A 26,055-nucleotide genomic window follows, 5' to 3' on the forward strand; every position below is an offset into this window, starting at 1 on the left:
TATTTTGACCTCTGTTCGATTGGCGTCGCGTGCAAACCGCGCCGCCATACCTATTCATTGAGCGCGCTTACTTGCCTGCGGCAGCCGCGACGACCTTCTGCGCAGCCTCTTCCATGCTGTCCGCCGAGATGATCGGCAGGCCCGAGTCGGCCAGCATCTTCTTGCCGAGGTCCTCGTTCGTGCCCTTCATACGCACGACGAGCGGCACGTTCAGGTTCACGGCCTTCGAACCGGCGATCACGCCTTCCGCAATCACGTCGCAGCGCATGATGCCGCCGAAGATGTTCACGAGGATCGCCTTCAGATCCGGGTTCTTCAGCATCAGCTTGAACGCTTCCGTGACCTTCTCCGTGGTCGCGCCACCGCCGACGTCCAGGAAGTTCGCCGGCTCGCCGCCGAACAGCTTGATGGTGTCCATCGTCGCCATCGCCAGGCCTGCGCCGTTCACGAGACAGCCGATGTTGCCGTCGAGCGAGATGTACGCGAGATCGAACTTCGACGCTTCGATTTCAGCCGGATCTTCTTCGTCCAGGTCGCGGTACGCGACGATTTCCGGGTGGCGGAACAGCGCGTTCGAGTCGAAGTTGAACTTCGCGTCGAGTGCGATGACCTTGCCGTCGCCGGAGACGTTCAGCGGGTTGATTTCAGCCAGCGATGCGTCGGTTTCCCAGAATGCCTTGTACAGGCCTTGCAGGATCGCGCGTGCTTGCGGAATCGACGCAGCCGGCACGCCGATCTTCGCGGCGAGGTCGTCGGCTTGCGCGTCGAGCAGGCCCGTCGACGGCTCGACGATGACCTTGTGGATCAGTTCCGGGTGCTTTTCGGCGACTTCTTCGATGTCCATGCCGCCTTCGCTCGAACCCATCAGCACGATCTTCTGCGAGATGCGATCGACGACGAGGCTGACATACAGTTCCTGCTTGATGTCGGCGCCTTCTTCGATCATCAGGCGGTTGACCTTCTGGCCTTCCGGACCGGTCTGGTGCGTGACGAGCTGCATGCCGAGGATCTGGTTCGCGTATTCGCGAACCTGCTCGATCGACTTCGCCACCTTCACGCCGCCGCCCTTGCCACGGCCACCCGCGTGAATCTGAGCCTTCACGACCCATACCGGGCCGCCGAGCTCTTCTGCCACCTTGACGGCCTCGTCAACCGAGAACGCCGGCTTGCCGCGCGGTACCGCGACTCCGAATTTCCGCAGGATTTCCTTACCCTGGTACTCGTGAATCTTCATGCGTGATTCCCTTCAGTCTGAGAGTTGGATGAAAAGTCGCTTTAGACGCTTCTTCGAATGATTTCCGTTCATTCCTTCGTGCTGCCTTCACCGGGCACGTCCGGCCGCGCGCCATACCAGCGCGGGTAGTACTGCCGCACGACCTCGCCGTCGAACCGCAACGCCCGGCAGCGGCCGAGCTGGAAAGGCGCTTCGTCGTGCGCGTCGCCATGATCCGGCCCTTCGCCCCCCTCCTCGCGCACGTTCCACACATCACCGGCGAACGCCTGGATCGCTGCCGTCGGCAACACGGCGCACAGTTCGGTGAGATGGGAGCAGCCTGCGACGCCGGCGAGCAGCCGGTTCGCGTTGCGACGGAAATTGCGGAAGAGATTGAGCCCGATAAGGGCCCGATAGGCGGGAGAGGCGGATTGACAGTGACCGGGATAGGGAACCCATTCCGAAGACGCTTCGGCGTCGACGACATTGAGGTCACGATCGATAGTCACGCGCAGCCAGAGTTCGTGGATCGGCAGGCCCTGGGGCCGGATGCCCGACGCAAGCGCGACATCGCGCGGCTTGTGGTCGGTCAGGCAGGCTTCGATGTCCCACAAGCCGTCGCCGCGCTCGTAAGCTTCCGCTCGGATTGCGCGTTGATGTCGCAACTGACGGGGCACGGGCTCGGATAGCGGCATGCTGGAGGTTGAGGCCGAAGAGGAAAACCCACGGATTTTAGCATATCGGGTATTTGAGACAGCTTGACGCGACGGCGGGTATTCCCGCCTGTCCGGAAGTGGTTGCATTGCAGCAAAATCGCGCGACATGCGCGCGATCGGCGCGGTCAGTCGTCGATCGGGAAATCGTCGCCGACCTTCAGCAACTTCACGATGGTCGCACTCGAGAAGCCGCGCGCGGCAAGAAAGCGTGCCTGCTTCGCACGCTCGGCCGGCGTTTGCGGCAGTGCACCGAATTTCTTGCGCCAAACTGCCTGCGCGCGCGCCCATTCGGTCTCGCGAAGCTGGGCGTTCACCTCCTCGACGAGCGTAGCGCCGACCGCATGACGCTTCAGTTCGCTGACGATGCGCGCGACGCCGACACGCGACGCGCGACGATGTACGAGACTCTCGGCAAAGCGCGCATCGGACAGCCAGCCTTCCTTTTCCAGCGCGTCGAGCACGGGGTCGACGGATTCGTCTTCGCCGACGTAGGGCGCGAGCTTGCGCGCGAGTTCCGCGCGACTGTATTCGCGGCGGGACAGATAGCCGAGCGCGCGGCCCTTCAACGATCGCTGAGGCTTCGACGACTTGCGCTCGGCGGCGCCCGGAGCGTCGCCTGACGAGGTACCGGAAGAAGCACCCGACGCGCGACGCGTGCGGCGCGGATGTTGGCTGCTGCGCGTATAGACATCTTCCCTGGCCGGCGCCGCCGCATCGGCTGCGCGATCGCCCGGGAAGCTGACACCGGAAACACGACGACGGGAGCGGTCGTGCGCGTCGAACGATTCATCGTCGTCGAACGGATCGTCCGGTGCGGCAATCTCAAACGAAACGAGGGCATCGTCGGATGCCCTCGTCTCGGTGCGGTTCGCGGCATTGCTGCCAGCGACCCGCCGATCGGCGCCCGAGGATCCGGCTCGCCGGCCGGAGCGACCCGCCGTTTCGGGCGCGTCGCTCTCCTCCGGCTCGCCAGCCTGCCCCCGGCGCCCGACCATCACTCTTCTTCGTCCACCGCCTCGGCTTCGTTGACTGCGCCATCGGGCATGGCAACGACGCCGAGCGATTCGCGAATACGGTTCTCGATCTCGCGTGCGATTTCCGGATTCTCGCGCAGGAATTCACGCGCGTTGTCCTTGCCCTGGCCGATCTTCTCGCCGTTGTAGCTGTACCAGGCGCCGGCCTTGTCGACGATCTTCGCCTGCACGCCGAGATCGATGATCTCGCCCTGACGCGAGATGCCCTCGCCGTACAGGATGTCGAAGATCGCTTCGCGGAACGGCGGCGACACCTTGTTCTTGACGACCTTCACGCGGGTTTCGTTGCCGATCACCTCGTCGTTCTTCTTGATCGAGCCGATCCGGCGGATGTCGAGACGCACCGACGCATAGAACTTCAGCGCGTTACCGCCCGTCGTGGTTTCCGGGTTGCCGAACATCACGCCGATCTTCATACGGATCTGGTTGATGAAGATCACCAGGCAGTTCGTGCGCTTGATCGTGCCGGTCAGCTTGCGCAGCGCCTGCGACATCAGGCGGGCCTGCAGGCCCGGCAGCGAATCGCCCATCTCGCCTTCGATTTCGGCCTTCGGCACGAGCGCCGCGACCGAGTCGATGACGATCATGTCGATCGAGCCCGAGCGCACCAGCGCATCGGTGATTTCCAGCGCCTGCTCGCCGGTGTCCGGCTGCGAGATCAGCAGCTCCGGCACGTTCACGCCGAGCTTCGACGCGTACTGGACGTCGAGCGCGTGCTCGGCGTCGATGAACGCGGCCGTGCCGCCCAGCTTCTGCAGCTCGGCGATCACCTGCAGCGTGAGCGTGGTTTTGCCGGACGATTCCGGGCCGTAGATCTCGACCACCCGGCCGCGCGGCAGGCCGCCGACGCCGAGCGCGATGTCGAGCCCTAGCGAACCCGTGGAGACGACCTGGATGTCCTCCGCCGCCTCGCCGTCGCCCATCCGCATGATCGACCCTTTGCCGAACTGCTTCTCGATCTGCGCGAGTGCGGCGGCCAGCGCCTTGCTCTTCTCGGCGGTCATCCCGGAGCCCTTCTTGCTATCTTCCATGAATCGTCCTTTGCTATGATGAGCAGCGTCTGTCAGAGGCGCGCCCGCTTTCAAGCGCTGCCCACGAATGCAGACACTGTATAAAAAAACAGTGTTTTGTGCAAGCCCGCAATGCAGGCGGCGTTGTACACGAATAACTTCGGAGACAGCCGGCCGGCGCGAACGCCCTGCCGGCCATCGGTCAGCACCATGCGAATTCTCATCGCGGAAGACGACAGCATACTCGCGGACGGCCTCACCCGGTCACTCCGCCAATCGGGCTATGCGGTCGACCACGTGAAGAGCGGCGTCGACGCCGATACCGCGCTGTCGATGCAGACGTTCGACCTGCTCATCCTCGACCTCGGGCTCCCGAAAATGTCCGGGCTCGACGTCCTCAAGCGCCTGCGCGCCCGCAATTCCAACCTTCCCGTGCTGATCCTGACGGCCGCCGACAGCGTCGACGAGCGCGTGAAGGGGCTCGACCTCGGCGCCGACGACTACATGGCCAAGCCGTTCGCGCTCAACGAGCTCGAGGCGCGCGTGCGCGCGCTGACCCGGCGCGGCGCGGGCGGCGGCCCGACCGTCGTGCGCCACGGCTCGCTCGCATTCGACCAGGTCGGCCGCATCGCGTATGCGAACGATCACGTACTCGACCTCTCCGCGCGCGAGCTCGGCCTGCTCGAGGTACTGCTGCAGCGGATCGGCCGGCTCGTGTCGAAGGAGCAGCTCGTCGACCATCTCTGCGAATGGGGCGAGGAAGTCAGCAACAACGCGATCGAAGTCTACGTGCACCGGCTGCGCAAGAAGATCGAACCCAGCGGCGTGCGGATCTCGACCGTGCGCGGTCTCGGCTATTGCCTCGAGAAGGTCGCGCCCGCCGCGCCAGCCGACACGGCAGCGCCCCAGCCCGCGGCGGCCGGCACGCCGCCGCCCTGAAACCGGGCGTCGCCGCGATGGCCACGCCGGCCCCTACCCGCCACCCGACCGGCGCGCCGTCGTCGGCCGCCGACGAGGCGCGCGACGCGCGCTACGAGAACCCGTTCGCGCCGCCCGACGAAACCGATACGCCCGAGGCGCCGCGCCCGCGCTCGCTGTTCGGCGAGATCCTCGACTGGATGCTCGCGCCGCTGCTGCTGCTGTGGCCGATGAGCATCGCCGTCACCTACCTCGTCGCGAAGACGATCGCGAACGGCCCGTTCGATCGCGCGCTCGAGACCAACGCGTACGTGCTCGCTCGGCAGATCCATCCGGTGAACGGCGTCGCCGAGCTGACGCTGCCGGAGCAGACGCGCGACTTCCTGCGCGCGGACAACGTCGACAGCGTTTACTTCCAGGTGCTCGGCACACGCGGCGAGCTGGTCGCGGGCGAAGCCGACATGCCGCTGCCGCGCGACGAGGACCGCCCGCCGCCGGGCGTCGTCATGTTTCGCGACGACCTGCTGCGCGGCAACGACGTGCGGGTTGCCTATACGACGGTCGCGCTACCGCAATCGGGCAACCCGCAGCCCGTGCTCGTGCAGGTCGGCGAAACGCTGGACAAGCGCAACGCACTCGCGAACGACATCATCAAGGGCGTGATCCTGCCGCAGTTCGTGATCCTGCCGCTCGCGATCCTGCTGGTCTGGTTCGGCCTGTCGCGCGGGCTCGCGCCGCTCAACGCGCTGCAGGCGCACATCCGCGCGCGGCGGCCCGACGACCTGTCGCCCGTCGAGGCGCAACGCGCGCCGCCCGAGATCGAGCCGCTCGTCACGTCGTTCAACGACCTGCTCGCCCGTCTCGAACAGAACATGGCACTGCAAAAGCGCTTCATCGCCGACGCCGCCCACCAGATGAAGACACCGCTCGCGGGCCTGCGCACGCAGGCCGAGTTCGCGCTGCGCCACCCCGTCCCGCCCGACGTGCAGCGCTCGCTCGAGCAGATCGCGACGAGCTCCGAGCAGGCCGCGCGGCTCGTCACCCAGTTGCTCGCCCTTGCGCGCGCCGAGAACCGCGCGAGCGGGCTGACGTTCGAGCCGGTCGAGATCGCCACGCTCGCGCGGCGCGCAGTGCGCGACTGGGTGCAGGCCGCGCTGGCGAAACGGATGGATCTCGGCTACGAAGGCCCGCCGGACGACACGCCGCTCGACGTCGACGGCAATCCGGTGATGCTGCGCGAGATGCTCGGCAACCTGATCGACAATGCGATCCGCTACACGCCGGACGGCGGCCGCATCACGGTGCGCGTGCGCGCCGAGCCCGCGGCGCGGCGCGTGCATCTCGAAGTCGAGGACACGGGGCCGGGTATCCCGGCCGCCGAGCGCGAGCGCGTCGTCGAGCGCTTCTACCGGATCCTCGGCCGCGAAGGCGACGGCAGCGGCCTCGGGCTCGCGATCGTGCGCGAGATCGCCACCCAGCACGGCGGCACGCTGACGCTCGACGATCACGTCTACCAGCACGCACCGCGCCTCGCCGGCACGCTCGTGCGCGTCAGCCTGCCGCTGACCGAAACCGCCCCGGATTAACCCTGACGCGCGCCGCGCAGGCACGCCGCGATTGCACGAAAATCGGCGACTTGCATGACGTTACGAGAACTTCAAAGCACGATGAGCACGCAATACAATCAATTCGACGCAGATTGCCGCGCAATCGTTTTGCACGCGCGAGTCAGTCGGCCGTAAGTTTCCGTACCAATAATCCTCGACAGGCCCGCCCACCCGAGGCGGCCGCATATCTATATCAAGGGACTTGGAGACGACTCATGGCAACGTTAGGCGGGCAAATTTCGCACGCGCCGATGACGGGCGAAGAGAAGAAGGTGATCTTCGCGTCGTCGCTCGGCACCGTGTTCGAGTGGTACGACTTTTACCTGGCCGGCTCGCTCGCGGCCTACATCAGCAAGAGTTTCTTCTCCGGCGTCAATCCGACCGCCGCCTTCATCTTCACGCTGCTCGGCTTCGCCGCCGGCTTCGCGGTGCGGCCGTTCGGCGCGATCGTGTTCGGCCGCCTCGGCGACCTCGTCGGCCGCAAGCACACGTTCCTCGTGACGATCGTGATCATGGGTATCTCGACGTTCGTGGTGGGCTTCCTGCCTGGCTACGCGTCGATCGGCATCGCCGCACCCGTGATCTTCATCGCGATGCGGCTGTTGCAGGGGCTCGCGCTCGGCGGCGAGTACGGCGGCGCGGCGACCTACGTCGCCGAGCATGCGCCGGCCAACCGTCGCGGCTTCTACACCGCGTGGATCCAGACGACCGCCACGCTCGGCCTGTTCCTGTCGCTGCTCGTGATCCTCGGCGTGCGCACGCTCATCGGCGAGGAATCGTTCGGCAGCTGGGGCTGGCGCGTGCCGTTCGTCGCGTCGATCCTGCTGCTCGCGGTGTCGGTGTGGATCCGGCTGCAGTTGAACGAATCGCCGGTGTTCCTGCGCATCAAGGCGGAAGGCAAGACGTCGAAGGCGCCGCTGACCGAAGCGTTCGGCCAGTGGAAAAACCTGAAGATCGTGATCCTCGCGCTTGTCGGCCTGACTGCCGGCCAGGCCGTCGTGTGGTACACGGGCCAGTTCTACGCACTGTTCTTCCTGACGCAGACGCTGAAGGTGGACGGTGCGAGCGCGAACATCCTGATCGCGATCGCGCTCCTGATCGGCACGCCGTTCTTCCTGTTCTTCGGTTCGCTGTCGGACAAGATCGGCCGCAAGCCGATCATCCTCGCGGGCTGCCTGATCGCGGCGCTGACCTACTTCCCGCTGTTCAAGGCGCTCACGCACTACGCGAACCCGCAGCTCGAACTCGCGACGCAGAAGGCGCCGATCTCGGTCGTCGCCGATCCGGCCGCTTGCTCGTTCCAGTTCAACCCGGTGGGCACATCGAAGTTCACGAACTCGTGCGACATCGCGAAGAGCGCGCTCGCGAAGGCCGGCCTGAACTACGAGAACGTCGCAGCACCGGCCGGCGCGATGGCCGAGATCAAGGTGGGCGACACGGTGATCCCGGCCTATGAAGGCAAGGCAGCCGACGCGAAGGCGCAGGGCGCGGCGTTCGACAAGACGCTCGCGTCGACGCTGAAGGCGGCCGGCTATCCGGCGAAGGCGGACCCGGCGCAGCTCAACTGGCCGATGACGATCGTGATCCTGACGATCCTCGTGATCTACGTGACGATGGTCTACGGCCCGATCGCCGCGATGCTGGTCGAGATGTTCCCGACGCGGATCCGCTACACGTCGATGTCGCTGCCCTATCACATCGGCAACGGCTGGTTCGGCGGCTTCCTGCCGGCAACCGCGTTCGCGATCGTCGCGGCGAAGGGCGACATCTATTCAGGCCTCTGGTATCCGATCGTGATCGCGCTGGCGACTTTCGTGATCGGCCTGCTGTTCGTCAAGGAGACGAAGGACTCGAACATCTACGCGCAGGATTGAGAGCGAGGAGCGAGCGGGTTCCGGTGAACGGCAACCCGCCCCGCGCCCAGGCCGGCATGGGCCGCCGGCACCTTTTTTCACGTAAGATGAAAAAAAGGTGTTGACAGCCCGACCGTCGATCTACATAATTCAAGTCTTCGGCGAATTAGCTCAGTCGGTTAGAGCGACGGAATCATAATCCGCAGGTCCGGGGTTCGAATCCCTGATTCGCCACCAAATGCGAGAGCCGCTGTTTCGAAAGGAACAGCGGCTTTTTCATTTGCATCGTCCGATGCGCCGGTTCCGCTTTCACGAGCCAACCTTCGCGCCACCTCAGTCGTGCATCAACACCGCCCCTGCTTCGCAGGCACAATGACACCGTCCAGCGCACGGCCGACGTCACCCGATGATCCCGACCACTCCCGACAAGACATGGCGCACCACCGCCCTCGCACTGGGGGTCGTCGTGCTTTGCTATGCCGGCGCCGGTGCTCCGACGCTCTCCCGCCTGCTCGACCCCGCCGTGATCGGCGAAGGCCTCGCCCTCAAACCGATCACCTATCACTGGGTCAATCATGTCGATCGCGCGATCCCCGAGGCGGACCTGTTCGCCAGCCGCTTCTACGTGCTGGTGCTGGCCGCGCTCAACGCTATGGCCGCGCGCTTTGCACTTGACGCCCATCGCAGCGGCAAGCGCTTTGCGTTCGTGCTCGGCTGGGCCCTCGTCATGCTGATCGTGCTCGTCAACGCGCAGATCCAGGCGTTCTACAACGTGGGCTGACCGATGAAGCGGCGCATCACGATCGTCATCGCCTCGCTGTTCACGCTGATCGGGCTCGTGTCCGTCGCCGGCACGTTCGCCAACCTGTCGACGCCCGACCAGTTGCACCGCCTGCTGAGCTACGACTACATGAGCTTCGCGGACAGCCTCGTCGAACCCGACCTCGGCGATTTCGCCAACAGCTTCTACATCGGCGTGGCGCTGATGCTCGTCGGCGGCACGCTCTTCATCCGGATCGAGCGCGCACGCACGGTCGCCCGCATCGTCACGTCGCTGCTGTTCGCACTGCTCGCCTTCAGCCTCGTCTACGCATGCCTGAGTCCGCGCATCGGCATACTGCCGTCCTGATCAGCCGCCATCCGTACGGCCGATCGGGCGCGCCGCCCCAGCGACGAGACGCGCACATTACTTCGGCCGAACCGGCTCATAAACGCTGTCGATACGCTGATACGTATAGAAAAGCCGCTTGTATTCCGGATCATAGAGGCGCTGATACGCGTGATCGCACGCGTCATCCAGCTTCACCGGGTAACTCGGCGGCCATGCCGCGATAGGCTGACACTTGAAATCGCCGGCGCCCGCGCCGTTCTTTTTGAAACGCAGGATCATCAGGCTTTCCTGGATCTCCTGCGCCGCCTTCTCGTAGTACGGCTTGTTGTTCGATACGACGCCCATCGGAAAATAGTCCGATTCGAGGCCTTCGGCCATTTCCGGTTCGGCCACCATGGCGGCGGCCGTGCGCAGAAAGGCTTCGGCCGCAACCGGATCCGACTCCATCAAGCGTCGCCCCTTGTATTCGTAGGCCACTGCCACGACGGGAAGCTGGCCGGGCGTCGGGTGCTCGCCCCACCACGCGATGATCTGATCGAGACTGCGTGCGAAGAGCTGCTCAAACTCGCCCGACGTGGACTGAGTCACGTGCAACGGTAACCGGCAGTCGATCACGCATTCCGCAACGACCGGGGGATCGCCCGCTTTCCACCGCTTCCAGGTTTCCTCTTCGCGCGCATTTTGCCGGTGCTCGTCGATTGCGTTGGACACCAGCACATAAGGTGTGACGACCACCATCGCGGCTCCCCACGCAAGATCGCACGCCGTCGAATGATTACCGGAAAGGATGTTGCTACAGTCTTTCGAGCATGCACCGAGCGCCAGCGCGCACAACAGGCACGCGAGACGTCGAACGATCGTCATCGACTTCGACACGGTTCCCCCGGTAGTCGCAAGCATTTCTTGTCGCCGCAGTCATCTCGGCCGCGGCCTCTCCACCGCATGCGGAAAGCCGCTGCGCGAATTGAACGAATCCGTCGATTAAAGGATAACTGTCGGGGTTGTCAGGGGCTCAACCGTTTCGGGCGGGATCGCCGAGCGGAAGATGTGTCGAAAAAGTCGCAACATCGGTCAACCGGCAGATCTGCATGCGCGGCCGGGCACGGCGCATGTCGCGCCCGTACCTGGCGCATCACCATCGCCTTGCTTCTGCGCATCGAGACGCATGCATGCCCTCCGGCGCGCTCGCTGCACGCCATGCGGCACTTCACGCCGCCACCGCCCCTCTCTGCAGCTTCGCCGCCTGCGCCTCCACCCGCCCGCGCCAGTTCTCCCCACCTTCCAGCGACGGCGTCGACTCGAACACCTCCGCGATCCAGTCGGCGAACACGCGCACCTTCTGCGACAGATGCCGGTTGTGCGGATAGACGATGGAAATCGGCTTCGGCTTCGGATTGCAGTCCGGCAGCACCTCGACCAGCGAGCCGTCGAGCAGGTTCGGCAGCACCATGAACAGCGTCGGCTGGATCATCCCGAACCCTTCGAGCCCGCACGTCACATAGGCATCCGAATCGTTGACCGTGACGCTCCCGTTCATCCGCACCTCGAACGGCTTGCCGTCGATCATGAACACCCACGGAATCGGCCGCGCGCCGTGGCTCGATCGAAAATTCACCGCATGATGTTCGGCGAGATCGGCAATCTCGTGCGGCTCGCCGTGACGCGCGAGGTAATCGGGCGACGCGCAGGTCACGCGCTTGAGCATCCCGATCCGCCGCGCGACCATCGACGAATCCTCGAGCGGCCCGACCCGGATCATGCAGTCGATGCCTTCCTCGATCGGATCCACGTAACGATCGGAGAGCCCCAGTTCGAGCGTGATGTCCGGGTAGCGCTGCCGGAAAATCGACAGCGACGGCAGCACGACGCGCCGCCCGAGCGAACTCGGCATGTGGACGCGCAGCACGCCGCTCGGCTTGCGGTTGCCGGTCTGGAAACTTGCGTCGGCCTCCGCGATCTCCGAGATGATCTTCATGCAATGCTCGTAGTACGCCGCGCCTTCCGGCGTCAGCGACAGCCTGCGCGTCGTGCGATGCATCAGGCGCACGCCGAGCAGCGCCTCGAGGTTCTGGATGATGGTCGTCACCGACGCGCGCGGCATCGCGAGCGTGTCGGCCGCGCGCGTGAAGCTGTTCGCGTCGACCACGCGGGTAAAAACTTCCATTGCCTGGATTCGGTCCATACTGCCCCCCTTCGAATCGCCAACGGAACAGAATAGAGCGCGCGACGGGCACGGCACAAGCCCCCACCCATTGTTATCCGATCCCGAATAATTTCGGCGTTTCGGACTGGAAAGCGATCGATTTCCGTTCAGTTCCACGCGGCGATCGTTCCGGCCCGATCACAGCCACACGCCGCGCGTTACCGCACGAATCGCTCGCGATATCCCTGCGGCGACACGCCCAGCACGCGCACGAAACAGCGTCGCAGCGTCTCCTCCGAGCCGAAGCCGCAGCGCGCGGCAATTCGCTTGACGGGCCATGCCGTTTCGCCGAGCAGGCGCTGCGCGGCCTCGACGCGGATCTGCTCGACCGCGCGCGCGGGCGTGCGGCCGGTTCCGGCTCGGTAGTGGCGCACGAAGCTGCGCTCGCTCATGCGCACGCGCTCGGCCAGCGCGGGCACCGACAGGTCGGCCGTCAGGTGCTCGGCCATCCATGCGTGCAGTTCGCCGAACCTGTCGTCGGTGCGCTGCATCGACAGCATCGTGCTGAACTGCGCCTGCCCGCCCGGGCGCTTCAGGAACACGACGAGTTCGCGCGCGACGTCGAGGGCGGTCGCCCGCCCAAGATCCTCCTCGACCAGCGCGAGCGCGAGATCGATGCCGGCCGTCACGCCGGCCGAGGTCCACAACGCGCCTTCGCGGATGAAGATCGGATCGGATTCGACGCGCACGTTCGGATAGCGCGCCGCGAATTCATCGCAGCGCGCCCAGTGCGTGACCGCACGCCGTCCGTCGAGCAGGCCAGCCTCGGCGAGCAGGAACGCGCCCGTGCAGACCGATGCCACGCGCCGTGTGCGCGCCGCCTGCTGCCGCACCCAGCGCACCAGCCGCGCATCCCTGGATGCCGCATGCACGCCCTTGCCGCCAGCGACGATCAACGTGTCGGGATGGCGCGGAGCCGAGCGCAGCGATTGCGCCATCACGACCAGGCCCGACGACGTCTCGACGGGCCCCGCCTCGGCCGCGATGACGCGCGGCGCATACGGCGCCGGCTGGCCGCGCTCCTGCGCCAGCTCGTTGACGGACGCAAACACCTGCAGCGGCCCCGACACGTCGAGCAGCTGTGCACGAGGGAACGCGAGGACCAGGATCGAACGCGGGGCGGCAGGCATGGCGATTGGCTGAAAACGTGGGTGATATGGCAATTTCGCCAAACACTACGCGCCTAGAATCGATCTGTCCATCCCGTACCGGCTACGGCCCGTTCCCCTTCCAATCGGAGTCTTCGCATGACCCTGCATATCGGCTTTCTCGTGTTTCCGGGCGTCCAGCAACTCGATCTCACCGGCCCGCACGACGTGCTCGCTTCGCTGCCCGACGCAACCGTTCATCTGGTCTGGAAGTCGCGCGACACCGTCGCATCGAGCAGCGGGCTCGCGCTCGCGCCGACCTGCACGTTCGACGACTGCCCGCCGCTCGACGTGATCTGCATTCCGGGCGGGATCGGGATCAACGAATTGCTGCTCGATGCCGAAACGATCGCGTTCGTGCAGCAGCGCGCGGCCGCCGCGCGCTACGTGACGTCGGTCTGCACGGGTGCGCTGCTGCTGGGCGTTGCCGGCCTGCTGCGCGGGCGGCGCGCGACGACGCACTGGGCGTTCCACTCGCTGCTCGAACCGCTCGGGGCGGTGCCGGTGCACGAGCGCGTGGTGCGCGACGGCAACCTGATCACGGGCGGCGGCGTCACGGCCGGCATCGACTTCGCATTGACGATCGCCGCGGAACTGGCCGGCGAAGAAGCAGCGCAGGCGATCCAGCTGCAGCTCGAATACGCCCCCGCGCCGCCGTTCGACGCCGGTTCGCCCGACACGGCACCGGCAGCGATCGTGAAGCGCGTCACCGAACGTTCGGCGGCCGGCTTTGCAAAGCGCAAGGCGACGATCGAACAGGCGCTGCGCGCGATGTCGCGCTGAATGCGGACGCCGGAAAATCGACTGGAAGACTTGAAGACGGGAAGACGACGCGCATCCGCGCCGGAGAACACATCGATGAACATCATCCGCAGCGCCGCGTTCACCGCGGACCGCGCGTGGGGCGCGCTCGACATCGCGAACCTGAACGGCATCACGGTCCGCCTGCACTGGACCGACCAGCCCTACCGGTGGCACGTGAACGACGGCGAGGAAGTGTTCGCGGTGCTCGACGGTCGCGTCGAGATGCGCTATCGCAAAGCAGGCGCCGAGCACGCGACGGTGCTCGAAACGGGTGACGTGTTCCACGCGTCGGCCGGCGCCGAGCACGTCGCGCATCCGCTCGGGGAAGCCCGCATCCTCGTGATCGAAACCGAAGGCAGCGTCTGACGGCCGGCGGCCGGGTGTCGATGCCGCGCGGATGGCAACCGCCTCCGCGCGGCGGGTGTCATCCGGTGATCGTCCCGGTGGCCTGCGACGCGATCAGCTTCGGCTGCGGCGTGCACAGGCACTGGCACAGGTCGTGTTCGAGCGCGACGACCTTGCCCATCACGGTCATCGTCCGCTCGCCGCCGTCGGACACGATCACGCCCGGCGACTTGCAGGCGGCACAGAACACCGGTGCGCCGAGATAGGCGAGTTCGCGTCCGTCGAACGACGAATTGGCGATCCCTTCGAGCACGACGCCGCCGTGGTCGGTCGTGTCGCCCTTCAGAATGAATTTGCGGCTCATGTTGTCGGTTCTTCCCTCGGAAATGCCGTGGAACGCGGCAGCGCGCAGGCAGTCGGAATCCGCCCGTCGGTCGCGGGCGTCCCGCGAGCATATCACCGCCCGCCGCAGCCGCTCCACCGGATCAGGACCCATGCCGTATGGCGACGCGAGCCGCCGTTCAGACGAATAACGCGATACACAGCGCAGCACCGCACAGATATGTGCCGAGCGCGCCGACGAAACGCACGGGATTCGGGCTGGCCATCGTCGGCCACGCGAGCAAGCCGATCACGAGCAGGCAACGGCACGCGGTCGCCGCGACGATCAGTGCCAGGATCGCGCGCGATGGATCGTGTGTGCCGAAGTAGAGAAACAGCACCGCGAGAAACGGCGCGTATTCGGCCGTGTTGCCGTGCGCGCGCACGATCTTGTGCAACCCGTTCGCCGGATCGGGCGCACATCCGCACCCGGTGGTGCACCGGAAGCGCGTGACGGAGACGACGAGCCCGAGCCCGAACAGCAGCAGCCCAAGGGTGGCCGTACAAACAAGCGCGACGGGATGGATCGGCATGGGACTCCCGGCAAAAGCGGACATGCGCGGCACATCCGGCGATCGTACCCGTGGCCGACACGCGCGGCTATCACGGAAACCCGCAGCAGCATCGCTCGCCGGACACAATTTTACGGTCGGGTTCCGATCCTAATTGTCGCGGCGCCGCCCCGCACGAAACCGGTGCATCGCCCGCCTGCCCGGCCGTGCGGGCCTGCCCGCCGACACACCCGCCATCCGGGTGCCCCGGCACGACACGCGCAAACGTTACGCTGCGACGGCATGCACCACCGCAACGCAACGCGGGTTACAGCGCGCCGCGGGCACGCCCGTTGCGGCGACGCATCTCGGTAGTGAACGCCCTTGGCAGCCCGCTGCGGAGGACTACACTAATCCTTAATGGGGTGCGGCCGGAGCCCGCGCCTTCAGGGAGACGCCGCCATGAATCGGCCGCTGAATCGTATCCTGCCGCGTGTGACCGGTCCCGCATCGGTCTGGACGTGGGTCAAGTGGTCTTTGCTGGCCGCGCTGCTGATCGCGGTGGCGATCGTTGCGCGACTCGTGCAGAGCGAGATCGAAACGTCCCGGCTGCAGGCGCGCTACCTGTCCGAGCTCACCCGCGACGTCGGCTACACGGTCGAGACGGGCCCGAGCGATCACATCCGCTTTCCCGCGAACGGCCCGTACGACCAGCGCCTCGGCTACGCGATGATTCCGGCATTCCAGGAGCGGCTGCTCGCGCGCGGCTTCGTCGTCGGCAAGCAGGCGCGCGATTCGCAGCGGATGCTGTCGCTCGGCGATCGCGGGCTGTTCCTCCCGTTCGAAGAGAAGGACCAGGCCGGCCTGATGCTGTTCGACTCGACCGGCGCGCCGCTGTTCGCGACCGTGTTCCCGCAGCGCGTCTACGCCGACTTCGACATGGTGCCGCGCGTGGTCACCGATTCGCTGCTGTTCATCGAGGATCGCTACCTGCTCGACGCGAACGAGCCGAACCGCAACCCGGCGATCGACTGGGGGCGTTTCAGCCGCGCGCTGGCCGACCAGGCGCTGCACGTCGTCAACCGCCATCAGGCGCGCCCGGGCGGCAGCACGCTCGCGACGCAGATCGAGAAGTTCCGCCATTCGCCCGAGGGCCGCACCGCGACGCCGCCCGAGAAGCTGCGGCAGATCGCGTCCGCATCGGTGCGCGCGTACCTGAACGGCCCGCAGACGATGCTCGCGCGCCGCACCATCGTCGTGCGCTACCTGAACTCGGTACCGCTCGCCGCACGGCCGCATATCGGCGAAATCACCGGCATCGGCGACGGTCTCGCCGCGTGGTACGGCCGCGACTTCGACGAAGCGAACCGGATCCTGTCCGCGCCGACGACCGGCGACAACGTCGACGAACAGGGCAAGACGTTCCGCGAAGTGCTGTCGCTGATCATCGCGCAGCGCGCGCCGTCATACTTCCTCAACCGCGGCTATCCGGCGCTGCAGAAGCTGACCGACAGCTACCTGCGGCTGCTGTCGAACGGTGGCGTGATCTCGCCCGCGCTGCGCGACGCCGCGCTTGACGCGAAGATCGAACGCAGCGCGCCGCCGGCCGTCGCGCACGTACAGTCGTTCGTGTCGCGCAAGGCCGTGACGTCCGCTCGCGCGTCGCTGCTGTCGGCGCTCGGCATCAGCGACCTGTACCAGCTCGACCAGTTCGACCTGCAGGCGACCAGCACGCTCGACAACGGCGTGCAGCAGGCGGTCGCCGAACGGCTCGCCCAGGCGTCGACGCGCGCCGGCGCGCAGGCGGCCGGCCTGTATGGCTTCGAGATGCTCGCGCCGAAGGACGACCCGTCGCACCTCACTTACAGCTTCACGCTGTACGAACACCGCAACGGCGCAAACCTGCTGCGCGTGCAGACCGACAGCGTGAACGAGCCGTTCGACGTCAATCGCGGCGGCCGCATCAACCTCGGCTCGACCGCGAAGCTGCGTACGCTGATCACCTACCTGCAGATCGTGTCCGACCTGCATGCGCGTTACGCGAACCTGTCGAACGCGGAACTGGCCCGCGTGAAACCCGACCCGATCGACGGGCTGTCGCACTGGGCGCTCGACTACCTGTCGCATACGCGCGACCGCTCGCTGCAGGCGATGCTCGACGCGGCCGTCGAACGCAAGTATTCGGCGAGCCCCGACGTGTTCTATACGGGCGGCGGCGCGCAGGTATTCTCGAACTTCGAGAAGTCGGACAACGGCCGCATCATGACGCTGCACACCGCGTTCGAGCACTCGGTGAACCTCGTGTTCGTGCGGCTGATGCGCGACATCGTCCACTACGAGATGTTGCAGGCGGCCGGCCCGTCGTCGTCGTGGCTCGGCGATCCCGAGCAGCGCCGGCATTACCTGCAGCAGTTCGTCGACGGCGAAAGCCAGGTCTACGTGAAGCGCTACTACACGCGCTATGCGGGCAAGGCGCCCGATGATGCGCTCGCGCTGCTGCTGAAGGACGTGCGCAAGTCGCCACCGAAGATCGCGACGGTGCTGCGCAGCGTCGCGCCGAACGAATCGCTCGCGTGGTTCGACGCGCAGATGCGCGTGCAACTGAAGGGCACGCCCGCCGCGACGCTGTCCGACGACGACCTCGCCAGGCTTTACGCGAAGTACGCGATCGACCGCTTCAACCTCAACGATCGCGGCTACATCGCGAGCGTGCATCCGCTCGCGCTGTGGACCCTCAACTACCTGCGCGCGCACCCGGCGGCGTCGCTCGCCGACGTCCAGCGCGACAGCCGCGATGCGCGTTTCTACACGTACTCGTGGCTGTACAAGACGCGCTACCACGCGACCCAGGACCGCCGCATCCGCCGCATGGTCGAGCTGCGCGCATACGCGGAAATCACGAAGTCGTGGCGCGCGCTCGGCTATCCGTTCGCGGAAGTCACGCCGTCGTACGCGGCCGCGATTGGCGCATCGGGCGACCAGCCCGACGCACTCGCGAAACTGATCGGCCTGATCGCAAACGGCGGCCAGAAAGCGCCGACCGAGACGATCACGCGACTCGACTTCGCGAAGGGCACGCCGTACGAAACGCGCTTCGTGCGCGCGGTCGCCCAGCCGCAGCCGATGCTGTCGCCGGAGATCGTCAACGTGGCGCACACGCTGCTGCGCGACGTCGTGCTCAACGGCACCGCGCGCCGCCTCGCGGGCGGCTTCACGCTGCCCGACGGCAAGACGCTCGACGTGTACGGCAAGACGGGGACCGGCGACCAGCGCTTCAACGTCTATGCGCGCGGCGCGCGGCTGATCGAATCGCGCAAGGTGAACCGCAGCGGCACCTTCGTGTTCGTGCTCGGCGACCGGTTCTTCGGGGTCCTGACCGCAACGGCGCACGAGCCGTATGCGGCGCGCTACGACTTCACGAGCGCGATGGCCGTGCAGTTGCTGAAGTCGATGGCCCCGGCGCTCGCGCCGCTGATCGAACGCCCGGCCGGCGCGCGCACCGCGGGCCCCGCCCCGCAGGCGGATCCGCCCGCGCCGGGTGCCGCTGCCGCGCAACCGTCCTGACGGCCGCGCGTCGGGGCCCCGCCCAAACCAGGGAACACGCCCCTCCCCGTCAGGACATCTCGATCCGTGCGCGCGTCACCGCGAGCAGCGCCGCCATCGCGCGGCGCGCACCCTCCTCGTCGCGCACGCGGATCGCGTCGCTGACGGCGACGTGCTCGGCGAGCGACGCGTTGTATACGTCCGCGCGGCGTGCATTCAGATGCAGTTGCGCCTCGAGCGTGCGATCGATCAGCGTGCCGAGCGGCACCAGCAGCTCGTTGCCGCCGGCCTCGAGCACGCCCAGGTGAAAGCGCAGGTCGGCGCGCACCCATTCGTCGACGTTGCGCGCGGCGGCCATCGCACGCGCCGCGCCGTCGATCGCGTCGAACGTGTCCGGCGTATGCATGCGCGCGGCAAGCGCGGCCGCGTACGGCTCGACCATCTCGCGCATCTCCTGCAGCTTCAGCGCGAACGCGAGCGGCGGCGCGACACGCGCGTACCAGTCGAGCAGGTCGGCATCGAGCAGGTTCCATACGCCGCGCGGCCGCACGCGCGTGCCGATCTTCGGCCGCGACTCGACGAGCCCCTTCGACGTGAGCGTACGCAGCGCCTCGCGCATCACCGTGCGACTCACGCCATACATCTCCATCAGGTCGGGCTCCCTCGGCAGCAGCGACTCGGGCGGGTAGTCGCCGCGCAGGATCGCCGTGGCGAGCTGGAAGGCCGTCTGTCCATGCAGGTCGCGTCGAATGATCGTTCTCCGTTATGCCGGAACCCGGGTGGGCCGGCTGCCCACTATCTGCACAATAGTGCTATTAATACTATTTTTTATCGGGCTACGCTAGGATAACCGCGAAAGCACGCGACCGTGCGCCGCGCCCAAGCGCCCGCGCCGGTCAATCCTGGAGACCCGCATCGTGAAAATCACCCGCCTCGAAACCTTCGTCGTCCCGCCGCGCTGGCTGTTCCTCAAGATCGAAACCGACGAGGGCATCGTCGGCTGGGGCGAACCGGTCGTCGAAGGCCGCGCACACACGGTCGAGGCTGCCGTGCAGGAGCTGGCCGACTACCTCGTCGGCCGCGATCCGCTGCTGATCGAGGATCACTGGCAGGTGATGTACCGTGCGGGCTTCTACCGCGGCGGCCCGATCATGATGAGCGCGATCGCGGGCGTCGATCAGGCGCTGTGGGACATCAAGGGCAAGCACCACGGCGTACCCGTGCACGCACTGCTCGGCGGCCAGGTGCGCGATCGCATCAAGGTGTATTCGTGGATCGGCGGCGACCGGCCGAGCGACGTCGCGAACAATGCGCGCGCGGTGGTCGAGCGCGGCTTCAAGGCCGTGAAGATGAACGGCTCCGAGGAGCTGCAGATCGTCGACACCTACGACAAGGTCGAGCAGGTGATCGCGAACGTCGCGGCGGTGCGCGACGCGGTCGGCCCGCACGTCGGGATCGGCGTCGACTTCCACGGCCGCGTGCACAAGCCGATGGCGAAGGTGCTCGCGAAGGAGCTCGACCCGTACAAGCTGATGTTCATCGAGGAGCCGGTGCTGTCGGAAAACGCCGAGGCGCTGCGCGACATCGTCAACCAGACCAACACGCCGATCGCGCTCGGCGAGCGGCTCTACTCGCGCTGGGATTTCAAGCACATCCTTGCAGGCGGCTACGTCGACATCATCCAGCCCGACGCGTCGCACGCGGGCGGCATCACCGAGTGCCGCAAGATCGCGACGCTCGCGGAGAGCTACGACGTCGCGCTCGCGCTGCACTGCCCGCTCGGCCCGATCGCACTCGCCGCGTGCCTGCAGCTCGACGCGGTCAGCTACAACGCGTTCATCCAGGAGCAGAGCCTCGGCATCCACTACAACCAGGGCAACGACCTGCTCGACTATCTGCGCAACCCCGAGGTGTTCCGCTACGAGGACGGCTTCGTCGCGATCCCGCAGGGCCCGGGGCTCGGCATCGACGTGAACGAGGAGAAGGTGCGCGAGATGGCGAAGACGGGGCACCGCTGGCGCAACCCGGTGTGGCGTCACGCGGACGGCAGCGTCGCCGAGTGGTGAACGCGATGCGCGGCGCGCGCGGCAAGTATCGATTCGAGAACGGCTGCCCGACAGGCAGCCGTTCTTGCATGCGCAGGGCGACCTCCGGCACGTGCCGGGTGCGGGACGGCGGCCTTGCGCCGCGCCGCACAAGCCCTGCCGTCAGCCGAGGGCCGCGAACCCCGGCACGCTGAACGACAGCACGGCGGCCGCGACGAACACGCCGATCATCGTCAGCGCTTCGAGATGCAGGATGTTGCGGAACGTGTGCGCATCCTCGGTCGACGCGGTGCGGCGCAGGCGCGGCAGCGCCGCGAAACGGTTCAGGCCGCCGAGCACGAGCGCAAGCGCGACGAGCAGCAGCTTCAGCAGCAACACGCGCCCCCACGTGCTGCCGTCGAGCGGCGCGAGCGAACCGCCGAGCCCGCGGATCGCGTTGAGCGCGCCGGTGCCGAGCACGAAGACGACCGCGACGATCGACGTACGCGACAGGTGCTGGCCGATGCGGATCAGCGCGCCGCGCGCGACCGACGCACCGAGCGCCGGCAGCACCGCGAGCCCGCCCGCGAGCACGAGGCCGCCCCACACGGCCGTCGCGAGCAGGTGCAGCGTCTGCACGCCGACCGCTGCGGACAGCGCACCCGTATCGGCCGCGTGGCCGAGCGACGCCTTGCCGGCCGCGACCACGATCACCGCGAGCCACAGCACCGCGTGTGCAACCGGGCCCTCCGGCTTCGCGAGCGAGACGATCGCGAGCACCACGGCGCCGGCGAACGCGACGCTCCACGCGAAGCCCGTATGCGTCTGCGTCAGCACGACGGGAATCGCGGCGAACGCGCCGCCGAGCCCCGCCCCGCTCATCGTCGCGGCCTGGTAGACGAGCCAGCCGAGATCCGCGAGCACCAGCGCCAGCACCGCCGCGACCAGCGAATGTTGCGCGCGCAGCCACGCGGGATGCGACGGTGCGACGACCGGACGTGCACCGTCCTTGCCGAGCCATGCCTTGAGCAGCGCCGAGCCGACCGCCATCGCGAACGCGGCGTCCATCAGCGCCGCGAGCGCGACCTGACCGATCCACAAGCTGTCGAACTTCATCGCGTACCCCCTCCCGAAAGCGGCAGGCCGACGGAGCGGCGGCAACGGGACGAACAGCGCGAGGAAGGCAACGGCACGGTAGAAAACGTCATCGATGAATCCGGAAACGGGAGAAATGACTGGACCTGCGGCGGAGGCGGCGCCGCGCGACCCGCGAGTGTACGGTCTTCGATGGTGAAAACGCACGCCGGTTCACACGGTCGCGTCGCAATGCGCGTCAAATTGTCGCAAGTCGCAAACGGACAGGAACCGATGTCCTTTTGCCAAATAGCCGTCATTACCCATCGATGATAGAATGCCGCGTCGCAGCAGCCCGGCTGCCCTGCCGTCATGCGCCGAGCCGATCGTAGCCCGGACAACAGGTCCCCGTCGAATAAACATGGAGTCTCGTGTGTCTTCAAGACGCCTCTTCCGTCCGCTGCTCGCCGTTCTGATGTTCGGCGGCGCGGGCCTTATGAGCGCTGCCCAAGCGCAGACCAAGCCCACGGAGCAAGCGCACGCCCAGCAGGCGCCGCTCAAGGCACCCGATACCATGGCCGAGCGCGTGCGCGGCTGTACGGCCTGCCACGGCGTCCATGGCCAGGGCACGGACAACGACTACTTCCCGCGTCTTGCCGGCAAACCGGCCGAGTACCTGTACAACCAGCTCGTCAACTTCCGTGACGGCCGGCGCAAGTACCCGCCGATGAACTACCTGCTGACGTACCTGAACGACGATTACCTGAAGGAAATCGCCGAGCACTTCTCGGCCGAACGTCCGCCGTACCCGACGCCGGCGAAGCCGACGCTGCCGGCCGCGACGCTCGCACGCGGCAAGCAGCTCGTCACGCAGGGCGACCCGTCCCGCAAGCTGCCGGCCTGCGTGGCCTGCCACGGCGCAGGGCTGACCGGCATGCAGCCGGCGATCCCGGGCCTCGTCGGCCTGCACGCCGATTACCTGAGTGCGCAGCTCGGCGCGTGGCGCTCGGGCAACCGCCATGCGAAGGCGCCCGATTGCATGCACGACATCGCGTCGAAGCTTTCCGACGAAGACGTGACGGCCGTGACCGCATGGCTCGCCGCGCAACCGGCGCCCGCCAACCCCGTGCCGGCTCCGGCGCGTTCGATGAAGACTCCGCTCGCCTGCGGCAGCGAACCGCAATAAGGCAAGGGAGACAGACACAATGAAACGCAAGTCCCTGTTTGCACTCTCGGCCGTCGCGATCGTCGCGGCTGCCGCCCTCGTGCCGGTCCTGTGGCCGGGCAACGACACGCTGCACGGCGCCTCCGCCGTCGCGGCCACGCCGGCCGACCAGGCCGCGCTGATCAAGAAGGGCGAATACCTCGCGCGCGTCGGCGACTGTATCGCGTGCCACACCGTGCGCGGCGGCAAGCCGTTCGCGGGCGGCCTGCCGATGGCGACGCCGTTCGGCACGATGTACACGCCGAACATCACGCCGGACGACCAGGACGGCATCGGCAAGTGGACGTCGGACGACTTCTACCGCGCGATGCACACCGGTCGTTCGAAGGACGGCAGCCTGCTCTACCCGGGCTTCCCGTTCGCGAGCTACACGAAGGTCACCCGTGCGGATTCCGACGCGATCTACGCCTACCTGCGCTCGGTCGCGCCGGTGTCGGTGCCGAGCCGTCCGCATGAACTGAAGTTCCCGTTCAACAACCGCAACCTGCTGATCGGCTGGCGCACGCTGTTCTTCAAGGAAGGCGAGTACAAGCCGGATCCGACCAAGTCGGTCGAATGGAACCGTGGCGCCTACCTCGTCGAAGGCCTCGGCCACTGCTCGATGTGCCACACGTCGATCAACATGATGGGCGGCCCGGTGAACTCGTCGGCGTTCGCAGGCGGCCTGATCCCGCTGCAGAACTGGTACGCGCCGTCGCTGACGAACGACAAGGAACTCGGCCTCGGCGACTGGCACGTGCAGGAGCTGTCCGACCTGCTGCAGGCCGGCGTGTCGCAGAAGGGCGCGGTGTTCGGCCCGATGGCGGACGTGGTTCACAACAGCCTGCAGTACATGACCGACGAAGATACGCGCGCGATGTCGACGTACCTGAAGTCGATCCCGCAGAAGGCTGAAGCGCCGAAGAACATGCAGTACGAGCCGTCGAAGCAGTTCGGCAATGCGCTGTTCGAGCAAGGCAAGAAGATCTACGCCGACAACTGCGCGACCTGCCACGCCGCAACCGGTGCGGGCAAGCCGCCGGCGTATCCGCCGCTCGCGGGCAACCACTCGATCGTGATGGAATCGGCGGTCAACCCGATCCGCATGGTGCTGAATGGTGGCTATCCGCCGAGCACGTTCAAGAATCCACGTCCGTACGGGATGCCGCCGTTCGCACAGTCGCTGTCGAACCAGGAAGTCGCAGCCGTAGTAACGTATATCCGGATGTCGTGGGGCAACAACGGTACGCCGATCTCGCCGCAACAGGTGAGCGACCTGCGTTCCGCGCCCCTTTGCTTTTTGCGACGCCAGTCCCCGCGCGGGCCGCGCGAGGTGTCGCCGATCATAAAACTCAAGAGTGGTATCTATGTCTTTCGAATCTCTCGGCCTGGCCGAACCGCTTGTCAAGGCGGTCAACGAGCTCGGCTATACGTCGCCGACTCCGATCCAGCAGCAGGCGATCCCTGCAGTCCTCGGCGGCGGCGACCTGCTCGCCGGCGCACAAACGGGCACCGGCAAGACCGCCGGCTTCACGCTGCCGATCCTGCAACGCCTGCATACTTTTTACGCGGAGCATCGCGGCGCGAAGCGCGCGGTGCGCGCGCTGATCCTCACGCCGACGCGCGAACTCGCCGCCCAGGTCGAGGAAAGCGTGCGTGCGTACAGCAAGTACGTGAAGCTACGCTCCACCGTGATGTTCGGCGGTGTCAGCATCAATCCGCAGATCGATGCGCTCAAGCGCGGTGTCGACATCGTCGTCGCGACGCCGGGCCGCCTGCTCGATCACATGCAGCAGAAGACGATCGACCTGTCGGACCTCGACATCCTCGTGCTCGACGAAGCCGACCGGATGCTCGACATGGGCTTCATCCACGACATCAAGCGCGTGCTCGCGAAGCTGCCGCCGCAGCGCCAGAACCTGCTGTTCTCGGCCACCTTCTCCGACGAGATCAAGGCGCTCGCCGACAGCCTGCTCGACTCGCCCGCGCTGATCGAGGTCGCACGCCGCAACACGACCGCCGAAAGCGTCGCGCAGAAGATCCACCCGGTAGACCGCGACCGCAAGCGCGAACTGCTCACGCACCTGATCCGCGAGCACAACTGGTTCCAGGTGCTCGTGTTCACGCGCACGAAGCACGGCGCGAACCGGCTTGCCGAGCAGCTGACGAAGGACGGCATCAGCGCGATGGCGATCCACGGCAACAAGAGCCAGTCGGCCCGCACGCGCGCGCTGGCGGAGTTCAAGAACAGCACGCTGCAGGTGCTCGTCGCGACCGATATCGCCGCGCGCGGGATCGACATCGACCAGTTGCCGCACGTCGTCAACTTCGACCTGCCGAACGTGCCGGAAGACTACGTGCACCGGATCGGCCGCACGGGCCGCGCGGGCGCGACCGGCGAAGCCGTGTCGCTCGTGTGCGTCGACGAAAAGCAGCTGCTGCGCGATATCGAGCGGCTGATCAAGCGCGAGATTCCGCAGGAAGTGATCGCGGGCTTCGAACCCGATCCGAACGCGAAGCCGGAGCCGATCCAGCAGCGCCGCGGGCAGCAGCAGCCGCGCGGCGGCGGCGGTGGCGGCGGCAATCGCCAGCCGCGCGCAGGCGGCTCAGGCCAGCCGGCCGCGAAACGCGACGGCAACGCGCAACCGAAGGCGTCTCAACCGAAGGCATCGCAGCAGAAGGCCGCGAAGCCGCGCACGCAGGGGCAAGGCGGCGCCGGCGGCAGCGGCGGGCGTCCGGCTGGCGGCGGCAACAGCGCACGCCCGGCAAACGGCAACGCCGCGCACGCGAACCGCAACCGTTCGTCGCGCAGCGGCCAGCGCGGTCACTGAAGCCGGGCGGCTGCGCGCCGCAGGTGCTCGACCTGGCGTTGCCAGCGCGCGAGCACCGTGGCGCGCTCCCCCTCCAGCGTGAACGTGACCCCTGTCGCGAGACGCGCATAGCCCACCCGCTGCGCATCGCCGTGCGCGATCGTCGCAGCGAATCCGGCCAGTCCGCCGAAGTCTCCTTCGAGCGGCTCCATCCTCAATTGCGCCTGAAAGAACGCGCCGTCCGCGACGAGCGTCAACGCGGCCGTACGCCGTTGCGCAATCGCGCGCGCCGCGCGCGATTGCGGCCAGAGCGCCAGCAGCAGCGTGCGCGCATCGTGTGCATAGATTTCGCCGACGCCGAGCAGCGTCGTGCGCAACTGGCCGTCGTCGGTCGCGACGATCAGCGATGCGGCGAAGTCGGCGTGACGCTCGAGCGCAGTGCCGTCGAACAATGCAACGACGGCCGGCGGCCACGCATCGAACGTCCATTGTTCGAGCGCGTGGCGATGGGTATCGGTCATGATGGCGGGGCCCCGGTGGAGAGCGGATGAAAAAGCCGCAGCATA

24 protein-coding genes, 1 tRNA gene and 1 pseudogene are annotated in these 26,055 nt (G+C 66.9%); 13 read left to right on the forward strand and 13 right to left on the reverse strand.

All coding sequences use genetic code 11. The annotated features are described in order from the left end of the window. Positions 1-67 precede the first annotated feature (67 nt). The 5 genes from sucC to LGN17_RS30930 form a co-directional block, all read right to left on the reverse strand. The gene (gene sucC, locus LGN17_RS30910; protein ID WP_006755512.1) at positions 68-1,234 is read right to left on the reverse strand and encodes an ADP-forming succinate--CoA ligase subunit beta; all 1,167 of its coding nucleotides are present in this window, start codon (positions 1,232-1,234) and stop codon (positions 68-70) included. Positions 1,235-1,302: 68 nt separating this feature from the next. Next, positions 1,303-1,908, reverse strand: coding sequence for a DUF2889 domain-containing protein (locus LGN17_RS30915; RefSeq protein ID WP_175970921.1), 606 nt, complete (start codon positions 1,906-1,908; stop codon positions 1,303-1,305). A gap of 146 nt (positions 1,909-2,054) precedes the next feature. Further along, positions 2,055-2,924 carry a recombination regulator RecX gene (gene recX, locus LGN17_RS30920; RefSeq protein WP_226200875.1) on the reverse strand — a complete coding sequence of 290 codons (870 nt, stop codon included), beginning with the start codon at positions 2,922-2,924 and terminating at the stop codon, positions 2,055-2,057. Beyond that, entirely contained in the window at positions 2,924-3,994 is a 1,071-nt protein-coding gene (recA, locus tag LGN17_RS30925) for a recombinase RecA (protein ID WP_175956449.1), read from the reverse strand. The genes recX and recA overlap by 1 nt, the downstream gene beginning before the upstream one ends. A 50-nt stretch (positions 3,995-4,044) precedes the next feature. After that, on the reverse strand, positions 4,045-4,185 hold the full coding sequence (locus LGN17_RS30930) for a hypothetical protein (protein WP_159068969.1): 141 nt from the start codon (positions 4,183-4,185) through the stop codon (positions 4,045-4,047). Between LGN17_RS30930 and LGN17_RS30935 the strand changes: the two genes are divergently transcribed. The 6 genes from LGN17_RS30935 (at position 4,184) to LGN17_RS30960 (ending at position 9,480) form a co-directional block, all read left to right on the forward strand. Further along, positions 4,184-4,912 (forward strand): response regulator transcription factor, encoded by a 729-nt coding sequence (locus LGN17_RS30935; RefSeq protein WP_226200818.1) that lies wholly within the window; start codon positions 4,184-4,186, stop codon positions 4,910-4,912. The genes LGN17_RS30930 and LGN17_RS30935 overlap by 2 nt on opposite strands. Positions 4,913-4,929: 17 nt before the next feature. Next, positions 4,930-6,477: a sensor histidine kinase gene (locus tag LGN17_RS30940; RefSeq protein WP_175956444.1), complete on the forward strand. Its 1,548-nt coding sequence runs from the start codon at positions 4,930-4,932 to the stop codon at positions 6,475-6,477. Positions 6,478-6,713: 236 nt separating this feature from the next. Further along, positions 6,714-8,372: an MFS transporter gene (locus LGN17_RS30945; protein ID WP_175970917.1), complete on the forward strand. Its 1,659-nt coding sequence runs from the start codon at positions 6,714-6,716 to the stop codon at positions 8,370-8,372. Positions 8,373-8,511: 139 nt separating this feature from the next. Next, a tRNA-Met gene (locus LGN17_RS30950) sits at positions 8,512-8,588 on the forward strand. Positions 8,589-8,757: 169 nt separating this feature from the next. Then, complete coding sequence (locus LGN17_RS30955; protein WP_226200819.1) at positions 8,758-9,132, forward strand: hypothetical protein; 375 nt, start codon at positions 8,758-8,760, stop codon at positions 9,130-9,132. A 3-nt stretch (positions 9,133-9,135) separates the two neighbouring features. Further along, positions 9,136-9,480, forward strand: coding sequence for a hypothetical protein (locus LGN17_RS30960; RefSeq protein ID WP_226200820.1), 345 nt, complete (start codon positions 9,136-9,138; stop codon positions 9,478-9,480). A gap of 57 nt (positions 9,481-9,537) precedes the next feature. Here the strand turns inward: LGN17_RS30960 and LGN17_RS30965 are convergent, their stop codons facing one another. The 3 genes from LGN17_RS30965 to LGN17_RS30975 form a co-directional block, all read right to left on the reverse strand. Further along, positions 9,538-10,362, reverse strand: coding sequence for a hypothetical protein (locus LGN17_RS30965; RefSeq protein ID WP_226200821.1), 825 nt, complete (start codon positions 10,360-10,362; stop codon positions 9,538-9,540). Positions 10,363-10,669: 307 nt separating this feature from the next. Further along, on the reverse strand, positions 10,670-11,644 hold the full coding sequence (locus LGN17_RS30970) for a LysR family transcriptional regulator (protein ID WP_226200822.1): 975 nt from the start codon (positions 11,642-11,644) through the stop codon (positions 10,670-10,672). A 179-nt stretch (positions 11,645-11,823) separates the two neighbouring features. Next, complete coding sequence (locus LGN17_RS30975) at positions 11,824-12,795, reverse strand: GlxA family transcriptional regulator (protein WP_226200823.1); 972 nt, start codon at positions 12,793-12,795, stop codon at positions 11,824-11,826. 117 nt (positions 12,796-12,912) lie between these two features. Here LGN17_RS30975 and LGN17_RS30980 point away from each other — a divergent pair, with 117 nt between their 5' ends. Then, a complete protein-coding gene (locus LGN17_RS30980; RefSeq protein ID WP_175956430.1) occupies positions 12,913-13,596 on the forward strand; it encodes a DJ-1/PfpI family protein in 684 nt (227 codons plus the stop codon). A 75-nt stretch (positions 13,597-13,671) separates the two neighbouring features. Beyond that, entirely contained in the window at positions 13,672-13,983 is a 312-nt protein-coding gene (locus tag LGN17_RS30985) for a cupin domain-containing protein (RefSeq protein ID WP_226200824.1), read from the forward strand. 58 nt (positions 13,984-14,041) lie between these two features. On the opposite strand, the gene LGN17_RS30990 is transcribed toward LGN17_RS30985, so the two are convergent. Beyond that, positions 14,042-14,326 carry a PAAR domain-containing protein gene (locus LGN17_RS30990; protein WP_048242675.1) on the reverse strand — a complete coding sequence of 95 codons (285 nt, stop codon included), beginning with the start codon at positions 14,324-14,326 and terminating at the stop codon, positions 14,042-14,044. Positions 14,327-14,483: 157 nt separating this feature from the next. Beyond that, positions 14,484-14,876 (reverse strand): MAPEG family protein, encoded by a 393-nt coding sequence (locus LGN17_RS30995; protein WP_226200825.1) that lies wholly within the window; start codon positions 14,874-14,876, stop codon positions 14,484-14,486. A gap of 420 nt (positions 14,877-15,296) precedes the next feature. Here LGN17_RS30995 and LGN17_RS31000 point away from each other — a divergent pair, with 420 nt between their 5' ends. Further along, entirely contained in the window at positions 15,297-18,398 is a 3,102-nt protein-coding gene (locus LGN17_RS31000; protein ID WP_226200826.1) for a transglycosylase domain-containing protein, read from the forward strand. 49 nt (positions 18,399-18,447) lie between these two features. Here LGN17_RS31000 and LGN17_RS31005 read toward each other — a convergent pair whose 3' ends face one another. Then, positions 18,448-19,131, reverse strand: a complete 684-nt coding sequence (locus LGN17_RS31005; protein WP_226200876.1) for a FadR/GntR family transcriptional regulator — start codon at positions 19,129-19,131, stop codon at positions 18,448-18,450. 163 nt (positions 19,132-19,294) lie between these two features. On the opposite strand from LGN17_RS31005, the gene dgoD reads away from it, so the two are divergent. Further along, entirely contained in the window at positions 19,295-20,443 is a 1,149-nt protein-coding gene (dgoD, locus tag LGN17_RS31010) for a galactonate dehydratase (RefSeq protein ID WP_021160175.1), read from the forward strand. A gap of 141 nt (positions 20,444-20,584) precedes the next feature. Here the strand turns inward: dgoD and LGN17_RS31015 are convergent, their stop codons facing one another. Next, complete coding sequence (locus LGN17_RS31015) at positions 20,585-21,517, reverse strand: CopD family protein (protein ID WP_226200827.1); 933 nt, start codon at positions 21,515-21,517, stop codon at positions 20,585-20,587. Between the two features lie 379 nt (positions 21,518-21,896). Between LGN17_RS31015 and LGN17_RS31020 the strand changes: the two genes are divergently transcribed. The 3 genes and pseudogenes from LGN17_RS31020 (at position 21,897) to LGN17_RS31030 (ending at position 25,510) form a co-directional block, all read left to right on the forward strand. Beyond that, on the forward strand, positions 21,897-22,661 hold the full coding sequence (locus tag LGN17_RS31020) for a c-type cytochrome (RefSeq protein ID WP_175956418.1): 765 nt from the start codon (positions 21,897-21,899) through the stop codon (positions 22,659-22,661). 19 nt (positions 22,662-22,680) lie between these two features. Beyond that, positions 22,681-23,973, forward strand: a pseudogene (locus LGN17_RS31025) (c-type cytochrome); the annotation flags it as partial. A 73-nt stretch (positions 23,974-24,046) separates the two neighbouring features. Continuing rightward, a complete protein-coding gene (locus LGN17_RS31030) occupies positions 24,047-25,510 on the forward strand; it encodes a DEAD/DEAH box helicase (protein WP_226200828.1) in 1,464 nt (487 codons plus the stop codon). Here LGN17_RS31030 and LGN17_RS31035 read toward each other — a convergent pair. Next, a complete protein-coding gene (locus LGN17_RS31035; protein WP_226200829.1) occupies positions 25,504-26,010 on the reverse strand; it encodes a hypothetical protein in 507 nt (168 codons plus the stop codon). The genes LGN17_RS31030 and LGN17_RS31035 overlap by 7 nt on opposite strands. Positions 26,011-26,055 lie beyond the last annotated feature (45 nt).

This window comes from Burkholderia sp. AU30280 (genome assembly GCF_020420125.1).
GTDB lineage: Bacteria > Pseudomonadota > Gammaproteobacteria > Burkholderiales > Burkholderiaceae > Burkholderia.

Excerpts from the sequence above, each read along its gene's own strand:
- sucC (WP_006755512.1), bottom strand. The coding sequence starts at position 1,234 with ATGAAGATTCACGAGTACCAGGGTAAGGAAATCCTGCGGAAATTCGGA.
- LGN17_RS30915 (WP_175970921.1), bottom strand. The coding sequence starts at position 1,908 with ATGCCGCTATCCGAGCCCGTGCCCCGTCAGTTGCGACATCAACGCGCA.
- recX (WP_226200875.1), bottom strand. The coding sequence starts at position 2,924 with ATGGTCGGGCGCCGGGGGCAGGCTGGCGAGCCGGAGGAGAGCGACGCG.
- recA (WP_175956449.1), bottom strand. The coding sequence starts at position 3,994 with ATGGAAGATAGCAAGAAGGGCTCCGGGATGACCGCCGAGAAGAGCAAG.
- LGN17_RS30935 (WP_226200818.1), top strand. The coding sequence starts at position 4,184 with ATGCGAATTCTCATCGCGGAAGACGACAGCATACTCGCGGACGGCCTC.
- LGN17_RS30930 (WP_159068969.1), bottom strand. The coding sequence starts at position 4,185 with ATGGTGCTGACCGATGGCCGGCAGGGCGTTCGCGCCGGCCGGCTGTCT.
- LGN17_RS30940 (WP_175956444.1), top strand. The coding sequence starts at position 4,930 with ATGGCCACGCCGGCCCCTACCCGCCACCCGACCGGCGCGCCGTCGTCG.
- LGN17_RS30945 (WP_175970917.1), top strand. The coding sequence starts at position 6,714 with ATGGCAACGTTAGGCGGGCAAATTTCGCACGCGCCGATGACGGGCGAA.
- LGN17_RS30955 (WP_226200819.1), top strand. The coding sequence starts at position 8,758 with ATGATCCCGACCACTCCCGACAAGACATGGCGCACCACCGCCCTCGCA.
- LGN17_RS30960 (WP_226200820.1), top strand. The coding sequence starts at position 9,136 with ATGAAGCGGCGCATCACGATCGTCATCGCCTCGCTGTTCACGCTGATC.
- LGN17_RS30965 (WP_226200821.1), bottom strand. The coding sequence starts at position 10,362 with ATGCTTGCGACTACCGGGGGAACCGTGTCGAAGTCGATGACGATCGTT.
- LGN17_RS30970 (WP_226200822.1), bottom strand. The coding sequence starts at position 11,644 with ATGGACCGAATCCAGGCAATGGAAGTTTTTACCCGCGTGGTCGACGCG.
- LGN17_RS30975 (WP_226200823.1), bottom strand. The coding sequence starts at position 12,795 with ATGCCTGCCGCCCCGCGTTCGATCCTGGTCCTCGCGTTCCCTCGTGCA.
- LGN17_RS30980 (WP_175956430.1), top strand. The coding sequence starts at position 12,913 with ATGACCCTGCATATCGGCTTTCTCGTGTTTCCGGGCGTCCAGCAACTC.
- LGN17_RS30985 (WP_226200824.1), top strand. The coding sequence starts at position 13,672 with ATGAACATCATCCGCAGCGCCGCGTTCACCGCGGACCGCGCGTGGGGC.
- LGN17_RS30990 (WP_048242675.1), bottom strand. The coding sequence starts at position 14,326 with ATGAGCCGCAAATTCATTCTGAAGGGCGACACGACCGACCACGGCGGC.
- LGN17_RS30995 (WP_226200825.1), bottom strand. The coding sequence starts at position 14,876 with ATGCCGATCCATCCCGTCGCGCTTGTTTGTACGGCCACCCTTGGGCTG.
- LGN17_RS31000 (WP_226200826.1), top strand. The coding sequence starts at position 15,297 with ATGAATCGGCCGCTGAATCGTATCCTGCCGCGTGTGACCGGTCCCGCA.
- LGN17_RS31015 (WP_226200827.1), bottom strand. The coding sequence starts at position 21,517 with ATGAAGTTCGACAGCTTGTGGATCGGTCAGGTCGCGCTCGCGGCGCTG.
- LGN17_RS31020 (WP_175956418.1), top strand. The coding sequence starts at position 21,897 with ATGGAGTCTCGTGTGTCTTCAAGACGCCTCTTCCGTCCGCTGCTCGCC.
- LGN17_RS31030 (WP_226200828.1), top strand. The coding sequence starts at position 24,047 with ATGTCTTTCGAATCTCTCGGCCTGGCCGAACCGCTTGTCAAGGCGGTC.
- LGN17_RS31035 (WP_226200829.1), bottom strand. The coding sequence starts at position 26,010 with ATGACCGATACCCATCGCCACGCGCTCGAACAATGGACGTTCGATGCG.